Raw genomic sequence first — 15,731 nt, forward strand, 5'->3', positions numbered from 1 at the left:
ACTTGATCCGTGACCACGCTGGCAAACTTCACAACCTTACAGAGGTTGTCCTCGGCATCGTAGACCGGGTTGTAGGTGGCCTCAAGCCACACCTCGGCACCACGACTGTCGATCCGCTTGAATCGGTCTGCCACGTATTCCCCGCTGTTTAGCGTTCTCCAGAAAGCGGCGTATTCGGGTGAAGCGGCTTCGTCCGGTGTACAGAACATACGGTGGTGCTTGCCGACGAGTTGCTCCAGCCGGTAGCCCATGGCTCGTAAAAATTGATCATTCGCGGTGATCACAGTGCCGTCGAGGTTAAATTGAATAACTGCGGTGGAGCGGATCAGCGCATCAATGAAGGCATCGCTTTCTTTTGCGCTCTCTATGGTTTGCGTGACGTCGCGGGCATAACCCTGAACGTAAGCGAGCTTGCCGTCTTCGCCCCGTACGGGAAACCAATGCACGTTCAGCCAGACCAGCGGGCCACGGGCACTTAAGTAGCGGTAATTGTCGCTGACGGGTGCGAACTCCGCGATCGCCTTGTTAAAGTTATGAAAACAAGCCAGCTTGGTGACGTAGGGTGGAACAATCTCTGAGAGGGGGCGGCCGAGTAACTGCTCCTGTCGGTAACCGAGGACATCGGCAAAGCCCTGGTTCACGGAAGAAATGCAGAACTCGGAATTCAGCCTTATAGACAGCATGCCTCGATCCATCTGTTCCGTCAGTTGGTGCAGCATCGCCAGCTCTACACGTTGAGCTTCGAGTTCATTTTTCAGCCGGCTATTAAACATCAGGAAACTCCAATTAAAGACAGTCCCTGTTTAACGGCAGCCGGAGCTGGCTCTTGAGCTTTATTCCGGCATTTAATGCCGATTCTGAAATCTGTTTTGCGTTTATTTCAGTTCCTTTGAACTCAGCCCCAGTACTCTTCGGGCAATGACCAGTTGCTGAATTTGCTGGGTGCCTTCAAAGATATCCAGAATCTTTGAGTCACGGGCCCATTTTTCCAGCAGTTCGTCTTCGGTGTAGCCCAGGCTGCCGTCGTTCTGCACCTTGCCGCTGCCGGTGGTCGCGGCACCGGCGGAATTGGCGGGGTCGCCTTCATTGAAACCATCGAGTACTGAAGCGAGCATATCCAGCTCTTTGGGGTACTCGTGCTCGCTACGATCATACTTGCGAGAGATCGGTCGAAGGGTGCTGCGGGCCACCTGATAGGCGTTGTTGATCAGCGGTTTGAACTTTTTGGGAATCTCGATATTCATAGCTCTCTCTCTGGTTAAAGGTGCAGGCCGCCAAAGGCGACACCGATGACACGCAAATCCCGATACCAGCGCTCTACCGGGTACTCGTGGGTAAAGCCGTGACCGCCCAGCAATTGAACACCGTCGGTGCCGATTTTCATGGCTTTGTCTTTAACCAGAGTACGCGCTAAATGCGCTTCACGTTGAAAGGGCTTGCCTTGTTCTGCACGGCTGGCAGCGCGGTAGGTGAGCATGCGCATGGATTCCAGTTCGATGGCGATGTCTGCAATCATGAAAGCTACAGCCTGGCGGTGACTGATGGGCTCGCCGAAGGCGGTGCGGTCGTTGCAGTAGGGCACCACATAGTCGAGCACGGATTGGCAGGTGCCTGGGTGGGTACTGCAAGCGCGGGCGATCGGAGCAATTGGGGGGAGTGGGGTAGCATAATCCGGCGCAATTAACGTACTGTGCGGTCCAAAAGCTTGATGAAGATGTCTATGACGATCCCGGTTAAGAATGTATCCAGTCCTGAAGTTTCCTGTTCAACCTGTCAGGCTTGTTGCTGTCGTTTAGAAGTGATGATTATTACCGACACAGGTGTACCTGAGCGGCACATCGCATTCGATGAGTGGGGCGGCGAAACCATGCGGCGCCTGGAGGACGGTTGGTGCTCGGCTTTAGACCGTGACACCTTCATGTGCACCATCTACGAGAATCGCCCCTGGATTTGCCGGGAATTTGAAATGGGTTCCTATGAGTGCCGTGAGGAACGAGCAGAAGGCTTGCGATAGCACCTTCTGCTTAAATGAACGGGCAGAGTTATAGCACTATCGCATTCACTTCACGGCTCAGGCCCGGATAAAATCCCAGCCGCCCACGGTCTGAATTGCCGCATTTCGCCCTGTTGATAGCTCTTGGTCAGGCCGCGGGTATGGAACACCGGGCTGTTTGGCTGGGTCGTTATTAATCGTAACTCTGCCCTGAGCTTGAATGCGTGCCCTCAGCGTTGGAAGGGCGTAGGGCAAATTATAATTTATGGGTAAAAAATACGGGTTCATCCTGACCCGCCTATGCGGGACAGCGAACAGACCGCCTGCTTCGCTGAGCGTAATTTGAAGGGACATCCTGAGTCCCACAGATCGTGGTGGCTCAGTTCTCTTACCGGTAATGATGCTGGTGAGAGTGGATTTGATGCAGCGATAAAAAGGACATTTTGTCCGACGGACAGACTCGATTTGAAGGAGATTTTTATGAAAAAGTTACATTCATTGGCTTTTTACGCTCTGGTTACCCCAACAATTGCCTTGGGGGCCGGTTCTGTCATGGCTGAGAAAGCTGCGGACGGAAAGCGGCTGGGTGCTCAGACCTATCAGCAGGATGCCGCTCAGTCCGGCATGCAGACTCAGAGATACATCAGCGCTGTTCCGGCAGAGGGGCGGCAGGTGAGCGAACTGATGGGCGTTAATGTCCGAACCTCAGATAAGGAAAACATCGGATCGGTCAATGACCTGATTGTTAATAAGGATGGTCAGGTCGTGGCGGTTGTGGTTGGTGTCGGTGGATTCCTGGGCATGGGTGAGAAAGACGTCGCTATTTCTTGGGATAGCGTAACGCAAACAGGCACAGCGAATGAGCGGGAACTGAGGATTGACGCGACCCGTGAAGAACTAAGCTCTGCTCCAGAGTTCAAAAAGCAGGATTGACTTCAAGCATCCCACTTTTGATCGAAGTGGCTTGAGACAATACTGGAACACAGAAACGGTAGAGGCGAAAGTCTCTACCGTTTCTGTGTTGGTCGCTCGCCCCCCCGGTGTTCAGATTTGACTGACTGGGATGAGCATTCTCAGTGACACATCTTCTTACAAATCTACAATCGACACCCCTCCTGATTGTCAGTAGCTTAGCGATACGACTCGAGTCTTGATATCGCAGGAACACCCCGCTCAGTTTGGGTGCATGCGAAGGCTATGTCAGTGCGGTGGCGCACCTGCTCGTTGTCCTGTACCGAAGCCCCATGTGTCTGTATGGCGCGTTTGTTGGATAGGCTTCAGTGTTTTCAGTTATCTCCTTTCGGAGACCGCGTTGCGAACGGTGATGGGTGCACACTTTTTAACTCGAGCGTTACTAATGGCGGGCTTGCTGCTACCGGCCTTTTCGTTATCTGCTGAAGATGCAGAAGGCGGGTATCGTTTGCTTGAGCTGGATGGCTATAAGGTCAAATGGGGCGAGCAGACCTTAGGCGTTGGTGCGAGCGTCCGTTACGCCTTCGCTGATGACACACTGCGGTTTGATAACGCCCGTAATTGCGGTGAGATGGCACCGATGAGAGCGCTTGCCGGAGAGGACCTTTCCTTCGAGATGCTGGTGCGAGAGACCGCTGCGGCGTTTGAAGTCTGGGAGCGTGCGGCCGACTTGTCGTTTCACCGGGTTGCCGATGCCCAGCATGCGGATATTGTTATTGGTGCACAGGGCCAGCCGCACAGGTGGGCATTCGCTAATGTCTCTTATGCCCCGGAGGCAAAAGAGGGAGTGCGAGCCATTCAACAGTCGCTGGTGTGCTTGAACCCTCATCAGAAGTGGAAGGTCGGATTCGACGGCAACAAAAACGTCTACGACATCCGCTATACGCTGATTCATGAAATCGGCCACGCTATCGGCCTGGACCATCCAGGGCCAGCCGGGCAGTTAATGGGGTTCCGTTACACCGAGGACTTCCCCGAGCTGCAACCCGGCGATTTGCGCGGTGTCCGGCTACTGTACGGGCGTGCCGCCGATAACAGCAACACGCTGGCCGCGGCCGATATTCCTGAGTGATGGCGGCGATTCAGTGAACTCTATCGCCGCAGCTCCTATGCTCTTTTATCGCTCTTCTGCCAATCAGAAGTGGTAGCCCAGACCCACGGTGTAAGCCCAGATTCCGTCGTCCTGAAATGCGTCTGTGGCATCACTGGTGCTGCTGAACAGGAACTGATACTCAGCGCGCGCCAGGATAAAGGTCTTTGACCGAACGTAATACTTTATACCTGCTTCCAGGCCCGCAAAGGCACTATCCTTGACGCCGTCGCCATAGATGCCGCCGAGACTGGCACCGACGAAGGGCCGTGCGCGATCTTCGAGAAAGTGGTAGCCGACGTATCCACGGGTTGAACCATTCCAGAAATCATCGGTGACGCCTTCACCTTCGATGTCGGCGTAATTGATGCTTTGCCGGATACCGGCCACCACGTTATCCTGCAGGTACCAGCCCAGATCGCCGGTCACGCCGAAGGTACCGCTATTAAAATCCCGGTCGTTACTACCTGTTCCGGACAGGGAGAACTCCCGTTCACCTTCAACTGGGCCGATACTCGAGGATTGTGCGGTTGCTGCCATGGGCAGTGCGCCGAGAAGACAGAGAGTAAGTGCCGCTGTGTTGACTCTGTTCATATGAAGCTCCTTGCTTGCATTGCCTGATTGCGCCGTGAACATTTGGCGCGGTCCGTGTCATTTCGAATACCGAGGCTTTCAGCCAGCGCGAACACACCCTTGCAGGATCGCTTCCCGGGCAATCGCCTGTCTGTTCGTCATCGCACATAAGAAAATGAAAGCGGCTGTTCAGAAGTCAGTTGCGGCATGCCTCCCGGTAAGCTTTGCAAGCACGCCGACGACGACAGGTCTGGCGCCCGGCTTCTGGTTGTGATTTGGTGCGATAACGCTATGCTTCAAGTAGAGCCCGGACAAGATGATCTGACCGGGTTTGCCGTGTCTTATTGACCAGGGCGGCATCAAGGAGGACAACGCTTTGGCGCAACAGCGGGATGTGACAGTTTTTTATGATGAGCGGGTACTGGCTCATTATCCGGACAGCAACATGGAGTTTTTGCCTGGCCGCCTGGACAAGCGGGTTCGGGCGATACTGTCCGGGCTGAATGTGCAGTGGAAGTATCCAGAACACCCGGGCCGGATGACGGCCATCATGGATTTGCTGGCCCGGGAACCGATTCCGGGTGTGCGGATCGAGCCCGGTAAGGTGGCAACTCTGGATCAGTTGAGCCGAGTTCATACCAGGTCCTTCCTGGATGATATTTTTTCCCTTCGAAATAAAAGTGCTTGGCTGGATGTGGATACTACGGCGGTTTCTCCTGGCAGTGTTGAAGCGGCGGAAGTCGCGGCCGGTACCGCAATCGCTGCGGTAGAAGCAGTGATAGAGGGGCACACCGGAGCTGCTTTTGCAGTGGTGCGGCCGCCTGGTCATCATGCCGAGCCAGTGCGGGCGAGGGGATTTTGCCTGTTCAACAATATTGCGGTTGCGGCAGCCCATGCGCGGGATGTGCTGGGCTGCGCTCGTGTATTGATTGTGGACTGGGATGCGCACCATGGTAACGGTACCCAGGATATCTTCTGGGCCGATCCGGATACGGTCTTCTTTGATATCCATCGCGCCTCCCCGTTTTATCCAGGCAGCGGGTCTTTAACCGACATCGGTGCAGGCAGAGGTGAGGGCACCACCATCAACGTGCCCATGCCCGGTGGTTCAGGCGATGAAGCTTACCTGAAGGCCATGCGTGAAATTCTGGTGCCGGCAGCAGACTACTTCAAGCCAGATCTGGTGCTGGTTTCGGCGGGGTTTGATGCCCACTGGTTCGATCTGGCACTCAACGTTACGTATGAGGGCTTCGCGGCGATGACTGGCATTGTCCAGCAAATTGCCGACAAGCACTGCAATGGCCGACTGGTAATGGTTTTAGAAGGTGGTTATAACACCGAATCTCTGTCTCGTGGTGTACACACAGTGCTTCAGGTGCTGGCCGGTAGCGTGCCGCCAGAGCCAAAGGTGTATGGTATTGAGGCAGTGGCTGCGGCCGTTGAGTTTCATAAGGGGGCTTTCGATCCGGATAATACGGGTTAGCCCAGCTCTACCTCGACGAAGTGCTCCTGGCAGTCGTCGATCAGCGGAATGCGGGCGTCTGGGCGCACACTTCCGTCCACCGACAGCCGGGTTACCTGCGCGGAAGCGTCGCCAGTGCGCCTTATGGTGATGTGGTAGACGGTGTTGTGGAAGCGGTAATGAATCTTGTAGCTCTCCCAATCGGCCGGAACGCAGGGTTCGATTCGCAGGTGGTCTCCCTCCAGTTGTAGCCCCAGCAGGGTTTCTACGGTCAACCGGTACATCCAGCCAGCCGCGCCGGTGTACCAGGTCCAGCCGCCACGGCCGATGTGCGGCGACACGCCATAGATATCGGCGCACATGACGTAGGGCTCAACCTTGTAGCGTTCGATGGCGTCGGGCGTGTTGCCATGGTTAACCGGATTGAGCATGGCGAAAAATTCCCAGGCCCGTTCGGTGTCACCCAGCATGGCAAATGCCATGGTGGTCCAGATCGCGGCGTGGGTGTATTGCCCGCCGTTTTCCCGCACTCCGGGGATATAGCCTTTGATGTAGCCGGGCTCCAGGTCCGATGTATCAAAGGGTGGGTCGAGCAGCTGGATAATCTGCTTGTCGCGCCGCACCAGACGCTGGTCTACCGCCATCATCGCCTGGTGGCTGCGCTGTGCGTCGCCGCTTTTCGAGATCACCGACCAGCTCTGGCTGATCGAATCGATCTGACATTCGTCATTACTGCTGGAGCCCAGCGGGGTGCCGTCATCGAACCAGGCGCGCCGGTACCAGCCGCCATCCCAGGCCTGGGCTTCAATGTTACTGCGCAGTTGAGCCGCCTGGGTGCCGCACAACGTGGCAAACTCCTGATCATTGCGGTCGCGGGCCAGGTCGGCAAACAGCTCAAGGTTCTCGACCAGAAACCAGGCCAGCCATACGCTCTCGCCACGGCCGTCTTTGCCCACAAGATTCATGCCGTCGTTCCAGTCGCCACAGCCCATCAATGGCAACTGATGGGGGCCGAAGCGCAAGCCGTATTGGAGGGCGCGCACGCAATGTTCGTATAGGCTGGCGGCCTGGACTGAGCGTTGAGGCTGGTCATAATAGGCCTCCTCTTCGGCATACAGCTCGCGTCCTTCCAGAAAGTGAATCGGTTCGTCGAGCACCGCTTTATCACCGGTCGCCCGCACATACCGGCAGGTAGCGTACGGTAGCCACAGGTAGTCGTCAGAAAAATGGGTACGTACGCCCTGACCGTTGGGTGGATGCCACCAGTGCTGTACGTCGCCCTTGAGAAACTGGCGGCCGGCGTGCCGGATTAGCTGCTGGCGGGCCAGCCAGGGCGTGGTGTGGATCAGTGCCATGGTGTCTTGTAGTTGGTCGCGGAAACCGTAGGCACCGCCGGACTGGTAATAGCCACTGCGCCCCCACAACCGGCATGACAGGGTCTGGTAAACCAGCCAGCCGTTGGCCAGTACGTTGAGCGCCACGTCTGGCGTGTCGACGTTAACCGCGCCCAGGGTGTGGTTCCAGTGTTCCCAGACGGCTTCGAGTGCCTGCCGTGCGCCGGCATGCCCTCCGAATTGCTGAATAAGGTGCCTGGCCTCATCGGCGTTACCTGCGGCGCCGAAGATGAAGACAATCTCACGTTCCTGACCGGCGTCGAGTTCGACCCGGGTCTGGATCGCGGCGCACGGGTCGAGACCGGCACCGGTCTTGCCTGACAGTCGCTTGCGGCGCATTGCCGCCGGGTTGGCGAGGGCGCCGTTGCGACCTATGAACTCGGTGCGATTGCCGCTGACCGACTGTTCGCGTTCGCTGGCCTGGGCGAACACCACCCGGTTGGCGCATTCGCGACCGTAGGCATTGCGGGCGAACAGTGCGCCGGTGTGCGGATCGACTTCGGTCACGATGTGCATCAGGTTGGCGTGCCGCCACTCACCGAGCACCAGCTCCCAGTAGCCGGTGAGCGACAGGCTGCGTGTACGCTTTGACTGGTTGCGCAGTTTGATCACCGCGAACTTGACCGGCGCATCCATGGCGACGTAGGTGAACAGTTCCGAGGCGATGCCGTCTTCCAGGTGCTCAAAGACACTGTAGCCAAATCCATGCCGGCACACGTAGCCGGAGCGCCCACGGGCAGGCAGCGGCGTTGGTGACCAGAAGGCACCGGATTCCTCATCACGGAGGTAGAGTGCTTCGCCGCTGCTGTCGGAGACCGGGTCGTTGTGCCAGGGCGTCAGGCGAAATTCGTGGGCATTCTCCACCCAGGTGTAGGCGCTGCCGCTTTCGCTGACGACGGTGCCGATGTGCGGGCTGGCGATGACGTTGGCCCAGGGTGCGGGGGTGGTTTGTCCCGGTTCCAGGGTGACGACGTATTCATGGCCGTCGGGCGTGAAACCGCCCAGTCCATTGCTGAATATTCGCTCACGGGGTGCCAGCGGCGCGGGCGGTTCGGCGCCAGGCTGCTGCGACGGCTCCAGCAGATCCGAGGCGCGTTTCGGCGACACCCGGCGATCAACCTGTTCGATCAGGGTGTCGGCGGTGTCACTGAACACGATGCGGGCAACGGTCTGCAGCAGCACCCGTTCGTCTTCGGACAGCTCTTCGGCGCGCCGCACGAAGATGCCGCCAGGTTTGTCGATCACCTGGGCCTCCGGCCCGGCATTGACCAGGCCCATGATCAGGTCCTGCAATTCCGCGCGATAGCCAGAAAAGCCCTCATTGATGATCACCAGATCGGCGGCCAGGCCTTTCATGCGCCAGTAGGCGTGGGCCTGCATCACCTGCTTGACCAGATCGATGCGGCTTACATCGCCGATCAGCAGCAGTACGATGGGCAGGTCGCCCGAGATGGCAAAACGCCACAACCCGGATTGACCCAACTGATTGCGGGCGATGATGCTGGGTGCCGCGCGGCGCAGGGCGTTGCCGTAAATGACCGAACTGGCCAGACGGCCAAAAATCTGGGCGTCGGCTTCGGTGGCGTTGAGGTGCCGCAGCACTTCCTGGCTCTGAAACCAGGCCATCTCGAAGGCCCTTTCGACAAAGTGACGGTCGCAGTATTTTTCGATCAGCGCCAGGGCGGCTTCGCGGGTATCCGCAACGCCGGAGATAATCTGCACGCTCGCCGATTCATCCGGTGGCAAGGTCAGGGTACTGCGAATGGCCACGATCGGGTCGAGTACCGCACCCTGGGTGTTTGACAGGGCTGATGCGTCGGATTTTCTGTCCAGCATCACCGGATTGGCCACGGTTCGCCCGCGCCCGATGAAGCGGACCCGATCCGTTTCATAGGTCGGCGGGCAGGCGACCGAGCCCGGCGCGGCTAGCAGGTGAAACATCCAGGGCACCTGTTCACCCGGCGTGCGGGGGCGCCGGGTGCAAAGGATCGCTTGTTGGTCGGGCAGGATCTCGGTCTGGACAAACAGATTGCTGAACGAGCGGTGCGCCAGATCAGCGTTCAGCGGCGCCAGCACCACTTCGGCAAAACTCGTCACCTCAATGTGGCGGGTGCGCGATGACTGATTGGTGAGCGTGACCCGGCGGATCTCGACGTCGTCTTCTGGAGACACGCTGATCTCGGTGTGGGCTTCGATGGCGTGGTCGCGTCGGCGGTATTCGGCGCGTGCCTGCACGAAAATCGCTTCGTAGTAATCGGCCGGGCGTAAGGTCGGCTGGTGCGCTGTGGACCAGTAATTTCCGGTGTCGCCGTCGCGCAGATAGATGAACGTGCCCCAGCCATCGGAGGTGGCGTCCTCGCGCCAGCGGGTAATGGCAAGATCGCGCCAGCGGCTGGTGCCGCCACCGGCATGGGTCGCCATGACATGATAGCGACCGTTGGAGAGCAGGTGAACTTCCGGCAGTCGTGTGTCGGGGTCGGTAAACACCCGCATGATTGCGCCGACCTCCGCACTGGGAGGCCTTGCGGCCGCGCTGACTTCGGCTGCGTGTGGGTGCAGGGTGTCACCCTTCTTAGGCACCCGTTCCTGCAAAAGCAGTTCGGTCGCCCTTACCAAGGGGTCAGACATGAAACGCCGCTGCATCGGCTGGTTCAGCAAGACATGGGCGAAGGCCAGCAGGCTCATGCCCTGGTGGTGGGCCATGAACGTTTCAACAATGGCGTTCGGCTTGCCCCGGGGTACCCGGGTCGGGGTGTAGTCGATGGCTTCGTAAAAGCCATAGGCGCCGAGAAAACCCTGATCGGCCAGCGCCTGCAGATTGCGGCAGGCTTCCTGTGGCATCACCATCAGCGCCAGTGCGCTGGCGTAGGGTGCGATCACAAGGTCGTCGCCCAGACCGCGCTTGAAACCGAGACCAGGCACTCCGAATGCCCGGTACTGGTAAACCTGATCGAAGTCCGTGGCGTTGTAGCAGGACTCGGAAATTCCCCAGGGCACGGCCCGTTGCCGGCCGTATTCGATCTGACGCGAGACGGCGGCCTTGCAGGTCTGCGCCAACAGAGTATTGGCGTAGCTTGGCATGATTAACTGTGGCATCAGGTATTCAAACATCGAGCCACTCCAGGATATCAGGCTGACGGCGCCGCCATGACTGGTCAGCAGTCGGCCGAGTGCAAACCAGTGCTTTTGCGGCAACTGGCCCTGAGCGATCAGCAGAAAACTGGCCAGGCGCGCCTCTGAGGCCAGCAGATCGTAGCAGGCGGGGTCTCTGCGCCGTTCACCGACGTCGAAACCGATGGTCAGCAAGCCGCTGCCAACATCGTAGAGAAACTCGAAATCCATCTCCGCCAGAGTGCGGCACCGCTCCATCAGCTCGTCGATGAGATCGAGTTGTGCCTGAGCGCCCGGGCTCTGTGCACCGGCCAGCTCCTCCCGGGTCGGCAGGCCACTGCCTTGCCAGGACACGGGCACCAGAAATCTGAGTTCATCCCGAAGCGCGTGCACCTGCTGGTCGAATGCCTTGGCCCAATAGACCTGGTCATCGTCGGTGTCGCCATGGACGGGCAACGACGCCAGCAGCGCGCCGCCGGTGTCGGCGATCTTGTTCAGCACTTTGAAGGCCGCCGCCAGCGTCTGCGGCGGTCCTTCCAGCGCGAGTGCCCGCAGGGTGTCTTGCAGTGCGCGGATGGTTTCGGTCCGCTCGGGGTGGGGAAAGACGGAAAGCTGTTCAGCCAGCACCTGCAGGGTGTCTTGCAGACCCTGTAATGCGTTAACTGACAACACCGGCAGGCTTTTCAACTCGGCCAACCCCGCCTGCAGTGTCAGCAAGCTGCCGGCCAGGTTGCCGCTGTCCACTGATGACACGTATTGCGGGTGCAGTGGTTGCAGCGTTCGGGTGTCGTACCAGTTGAACAGATGGCCGCGGTAGCGCTCCAGCTGCTCCATGGTGGCGAGGGTGTTCGTGATGCGGTGCAGGCATTCGCCCACCGTGAGATAGCCGAAATCCACCGCCGCCAGGTCGGCCAGCAACGACATGCCGATGTTGGTGGGTGAGGTGCGCGACGCGATGGCGGGGGCCGGGTAGGTCTGGAAGTTATCGGGCGGCAGCCAGTTGTCCTCCGGGCCGACGAAGTCCGCGAAGTAGCGCCAGGTGCGACGGGCCGATGTCCGCAGAAAAACCTGTTGGTCGAGGCTCAAATTCGGGCTGGGTTCGACCAACGGTCGGCTGATCCACCAGCCGATAACCGGCGCCAGCAACCACAGTATGAGGAAAGGGGCCGCGACAAGCCACACCGCCGATTGGCTGCCCACCAAGACCAGCGCCACGGTCAGCCCCACGGCGAGCACCGGGCCTACCGACATCTCCCGGAAATAATCCGTCAGCGATTGCCTGGCGTTGCGGTAGGCGTAACCGGGTAGTTGCCACAACAACAAACCGCGGCGGGTGAACGGCATGCGCGCGCCCGAACGAAAAATTGCCCCCAGACTGATCCTTGTGTCGTAGGGTAGAAACACCAGGGCCAGGAAGGCCAGGGTGATCGGACGGCCCGCCGATGTGCCGGTTCGGTGCAGGTGGACCAGCCAGTCGCACTGTTCAGGCTTGCGAATCAGTTCGATCAAGGTCGACAGCAGAACCGGCAGGAACACCACGGTAATCACCACCAGCGTCCAGCCCCAGATCGGCGATGGCGCGGCCAGCCATCCTGCCACCAGCAGGGCGAGCAACGCCGGTGCCACCAGGCTGCGCCGCAGATTGTCGAAAATCTTCCACAGCGACAGCGCCGACAGTGGATTGGGCTGCCGCCCGGATAGGTTGTGGTCCACGCCGGCAGGCCCCGGCACCCGTGGCATTAACCAGCCGGCGAGCTGCCAGTCGCCGCGGATCCAGCGATGGCGGCGACTGGACTCGATGGCGATGCTGGCCGGCTGCTCCTCAATGAGGTCGACGTCAGACACCAGCGCCGAACGGGCATAACCACTTTCCAGCAGGTCGTGACTGAGGATGAGATTCTCCGGAAAGCGTCCGTCCACAGCCTGACGAAACGCGTCGACGTCGTAGATGCCCTTGCCAATGAACGAGCCTTCGCCGAAGACATCCTGGTAGACATCCGACACCTGGCGGGTGTAGGGGTCTAGCCCTGCGTCACCGGCAAACAGTTTGGCAAAGCGCGACTGGCCGGCACTGATCAGGCTGATCGAGGCCCGGGGTTGCAGGATGGCGTAGCCGTCGACGATCCGGCCCCTGGCCTCGTCGTAGACCGGCCGGTTGAGCGGATGCGCCAGGTTGCCAGCCAAGGCTTGTGCCGCGTCACGCGGCAGCTGGGTATCTGTATCCAGAGTGATGACGTACTGGATCGAATCCAGCAGGGACGGGTCGCCCACGATGTCGGAGAAGGCCGTTTCTGCCTCGCCCCGAAGCCGGGCGTTGAACTGCTCGAGCTTGCCGCGCTTGCGCTCATAGCCCATCCAGACCTTCTCGTGCGGATTCCACAGGCGCGGACGATGAAAGAGGTAGAAGACGCAGGGCCGATCGTCGCGGTAAGTTTCATTGAGGGCCTCGATCCCGGACCGCACGTGGGCGAGCAAGGCGTCGTCGCCCGGCATCGTTTCTTCGGGGGCGTCGTGAAAATCCGTCAGTAGCGCAAAGTACAGGTTGGGGTCGCGATTACCGAGATAGCGTATTTCCAGAGCTTCGAGCAAATGATCGATGTCCTGCCGACTGCTCAGCAAGGTCGGTACGATCGCCATGCTGCGGTGTTCCGCGGGAATGCCGGATGAAAAGTCCATGCGTGGCAACGTTCGCGGTGGCACCAACAGCGTGACCATCAGATTGACCAGGGCAACGGCCAGCGCCGAGAGGCCAACCAGGCCGACGATTCCGAAAAACCAGAAGTGCCAGTTGGATGCGGAGAAATTATTGAACAGATGCAGCGCGCCTGCCGTGGTCAGCAACGTCAGGAGCAGGATCGGGCCAAGATACAGTGGCAGACGGACTGATCGACACGCCCGCTTGACGTGGGTTTTCACTGACGGGCGGCAGCTGGCCGCCTTCTCCAGCAGAGGCCGGCCACGATCGATCAGGTAGTAGCCGACATGGGCGCTGCGGTGATGCCGGCCCTCTTTGATCGCCGCCGCCTGGGCGAGCACGATGGCTTCGCGGGCGACCGCTATTTCGCCACACGTGCTGCCCCGCGCGACGTCCTCAATCACATGCCGGTAGTGGTCGCGGGTTGCGAAATCCTGACGAGTATGGGTACCCGATGGGTCCTCGCGCAGGATTTTCTCGACGACACTGAGCGATTCGACATAGTGCTTCCAGTCCATGGCACCGATACAGCGCAGGCTACCGATGCTGTTAGCGATGGAAATCTGGTTGGCGGCGTCGGTGCGGCCGGCGGCTTCCGACAGGTTGGTGGCGGTCACCCCCTGTTCGAGCAGTTTCTGCTCAACCCAGGTTTGCACAAACGCCATGGCCGGCCCCTGAGCCTGGAGCCGATCATAGAACTCCTCCACAAACGGCGCGGTCAGGGGGACATCGGCATGGGCAAACTCGGCCAGCAGCTGAATCAACAGTTTTGGATCACTTTCGGCGGTGTCCTGCATGCGGTCCGCCCACCGGATGGCCGCATCACGCTCCTCGCGCCGTTGAGCAATACGTACGCCCACGCGGCGCAGGTTTTCCAGCAGCGCCAGCTGCAGCATGATGGGGAAGGCCCACAGCTCGCCCAACTTCAGGGGTTCTGCCATCTGGTAGGCGGCGATGAACTGAGTCACGTTGTCGTTGTCGACGCGGCCGTCCATGTGCGAGATCAGCTCCAGCGCCAGCTCGTATATCCGTGGGAAACCGGCCAGGCGACCCTCTGCCAGGCGAGGTAACTGCCGACTGTAGCCGCGAGGAAGGTGTCGACGGGCCAGACTGATCTGCTGCTCAATCAGATAGAAGTTGTCCAGCAGCCAGGCTTCAGTGGGTACGATGTGTTGCCCCGTCGTCGCCGCTGCCGAGACAACATCATAAGCCGCCATCAGTACCTTTGCATTGTCCGCCAGTCGCGGCAGAAGCCGGTCAGCCCCGGGGTGTGGGTCGATTTGGTGGCGATCTGACAATGTGAGCGCGTGCCGTTTGAGCTGTTCAATGCTGAACAGCTCCGCTCGCAGTAGCTCGGTATCCCGGTCGTGGTGAAACTCTTTCCTTGTCCGTGCCGAAAACCTGAACATTTTGATGGCGTTTGCTCCTTGCTAAACCGCACACAACAGAGATTTTCAAGCCGCCAGCCGGAGCTGTCTGTGCGATACCGAACGCTCACTACGTTAGATACCGCACCGACCGGATCGCTGGTTTGCACTAACTTGGCATCGTGCCGGTTGCCCGACGGAGTCCGGGGCGACCGGCAGCATCAACAAGGAATAGCCATCTGGAGATCAGCTTATGAACAACAATCCCGATAAAGGAAGTTCACAGGAAGAAAACCGAAAATCCAGGGAAGACACCGACAAGGTGACCGAAGAGGAAAAGGTCAAGAACCAAGGGGAAAAGGGCAAACTGAGCGACAAGGATGACGCCGTGTTGGGAGAGATCAATGACGACTAATCGAACTCTGGCGTTGGTCTTGTTAGTGGTCGGCGCGATACTGCTGTTCTTTGCCTATCAGTCGTCCCAAAGCCTGGGGGATCAGGTGACGGAAGCCGTTACGGGTCGATTTACTGATTCCACCATCTGGTTTCTGATTCTTGGCGCGGCAGCGGCCGTAGCGGGTGTTGGGCTGCTGCTGTTCGGCAAGTCCTCAGGCAGATAACGCAGGAATCCGAAATGCCTGACGGCATGCAGAACTGGCGCTGGTACTTTTCACACGCTCTAAGCAATGGAGATGCACCACTATGAGCGACACAAACCCTTCTCAAAACCTAGCCGATGCAAATGAAGAGGCCCAGGACATCACCGCCATCCTGATGACAATGTCAGCCGATCTGGTGCGGCTATTGGTGCTGGAGGTCCGGTTGTTCGGGCACACGGTGCTGGCGATGCTTGCGTTGACGGTGATCATGGCGCTGCTTCTGGTGGGCGGTTGGTTGTTCATCGGCGCGGCGGTGGTGATGGTGCTGGCCAGCTTGCCAATGTTCAACCTGGCGGGCGCGATGCTGACGGTGGCACTGGCCCACTTGATTATTGCAGTGCTGATGTTTTGGCGGTTGCGGTTTATTACACGGGATCTCACCTTTCGCGAGAGTCGGGCGAGCGTAAACAGCTTG

At 59.1% G+C, this 15,731-nt stretch carries 10 protein-coding genes and 2 pseudogenes; 7 read left to right on the forward strand and 5 right to left on the reverse strand.

Annotated features, from left to right (window positions below):
- From IBX51_RS11845 to IBX51_RS11855, 3 genes and pseudogenes are all read right to left on the reverse strand, one after another.
- Positions 1-773 (reverse strand): PAS domain-containing protein (locus tag IBX51_RS11845; RefSeq protein ID WP_291831465.1); only part of this gene is annotated, 773 nt, incomplete at its 3' end.
- Positions 774-875: 102 nt separating this feature from the next.
- Positions 876-1,022, reverse strand: a pseudogene (locus tag IBX51_RS11850) (acyl-CoA dehydrogenase family protein); the annotation flags it as partial.
- Between the two features lie 236 nt (positions 1,023-1,258).
- Positions 1,259-1,612: pseudogene (locus IBX51_RS11855) on the reverse strand (acyl-CoA dehydrogenase family protein); the annotation flags it as partial.
- Positions 1,613-1,720: 108 nt separating this feature from the next.
- Between IBX51_RS11855 and IBX51_RS11860 the strand changes: the two are divergent.
- The 3 genes from IBX51_RS11860 to IBX51_RS11870 all read left to right on the forward strand — a co-directional run bounded on the left by IBX51_RS11860 (position 1,721) and on the right by IBX51_RS11870 (position 4,037).
- Positions 1,721-2,014 (forward strand): YkgJ family cysteine cluster protein, encoded by a 294-nt coding sequence (locus IBX51_RS11860; protein WP_291831466.1) that lies wholly within the window; start codon positions 1,721-1,723, stop codon positions 2,012-2,014.
- 459 nt (positions 2,015-2,473) lie between these two features.
- Positions 2,474-2,926 carry a PRC-barrel domain-containing protein gene (locus IBX51_RS11865; protein ID WP_291831467.1) on the forward strand — a complete coding sequence of 151 codons (453 nt, stop codon included), beginning with the start codon at positions 2,474-2,476 and terminating at the stop codon, positions 2,924-2,926.
- Between the two features lie 424 nt (positions 2,927-3,350).
- A complete protein-coding gene (locus IBX51_RS11870) occupies positions 3,351-4,037 on the forward strand; it encodes a matrixin family metalloprotease (protein WP_291831468.1) in 687 nt (228 codons plus the stop codon).
- A 63-nt stretch (positions 4,038-4,100) separates the two neighbouring features.
- On the opposite strand, the gene IBX51_RS11875 is transcribed toward IBX51_RS11870, so the two are convergent.
- Positions 4,101-4,649: a hypothetical protein gene (locus IBX51_RS11875; protein WP_291831469.1), complete on the reverse strand. Its 549-nt coding sequence runs from the start codon at positions 4,647-4,649 to the stop codon at positions 4,101-4,103.
- A 355-nt stretch (positions 4,650-5,004) separates the two neighbouring features.
- Between IBX51_RS11875 and IBX51_RS11880 the strand changes: the two genes are divergently transcribed.
- Positions 5,005-6,111 (forward strand): histone deacetylase, encoded by a 1,107-nt coding sequence (locus IBX51_RS11880; protein ID WP_291831470.1) that lies wholly within the window; start codon positions 5,005-5,007, stop codon positions 6,109-6,111.
- Here the strand turns inward: IBX51_RS11880 and IBX51_RS11885 are convergent.
- The gene (locus tag IBX51_RS11885; protein WP_291831472.1) at positions 6,108-14,699 is read right to left on the reverse strand and encodes a glucoamylase family protein; all 8,592 of its coding nucleotides are present in this window, start codon (positions 14,697-14,699) and stop codon (positions 6,108-6,110) included. The genes IBX51_RS11880 and IBX51_RS11885 overlap by 4 nt on opposite strands.
- Before the next feature lie 211 nt (positions 14,700-14,910).
- On the opposite strand from IBX51_RS11885, the gene IBX51_RS11890 reads away from it, so the two are divergent.
- The 3 genes from IBX51_RS11890 to IBX51_RS11900 all read left to right on the forward strand — a co-directional run.
- Complete coding sequence (locus tag IBX51_RS11890) at positions 14,911-15,072, forward strand: hypothetical protein (protein ID WP_291831473.1); 162 nt, start codon at positions 14,911-14,913, stop codon at positions 15,070-15,072.
- Positions 15,062-15,277: a DUF3185 family protein gene (locus IBX51_RS11895; protein ID WP_291831475.1), complete on the forward strand. Its 216-nt coding sequence runs from the start codon at positions 15,062-15,064 to the stop codon at positions 15,275-15,277. The genes IBX51_RS11890 and IBX51_RS11895 overlap by 11 nt, the downstream gene beginning before the upstream one ends.
- Positions 15,278-15,359: 82 nt before the next feature.
- The coding region (locus IBX51_RS11900; RefSeq protein WP_291831476.1) for a hypothetical protein at positions 15,360-15,731 on the forward strand (372 nt) is incomplete at its 3' end.

It is taken from the genome of Marinobacter sp., assembly GCF_014859525.1.
GTDB lineage: Bacteria > Pseudomonadota > Gammaproteobacteria > Pseudomonadales > Oleiphilaceae > Marinobacter.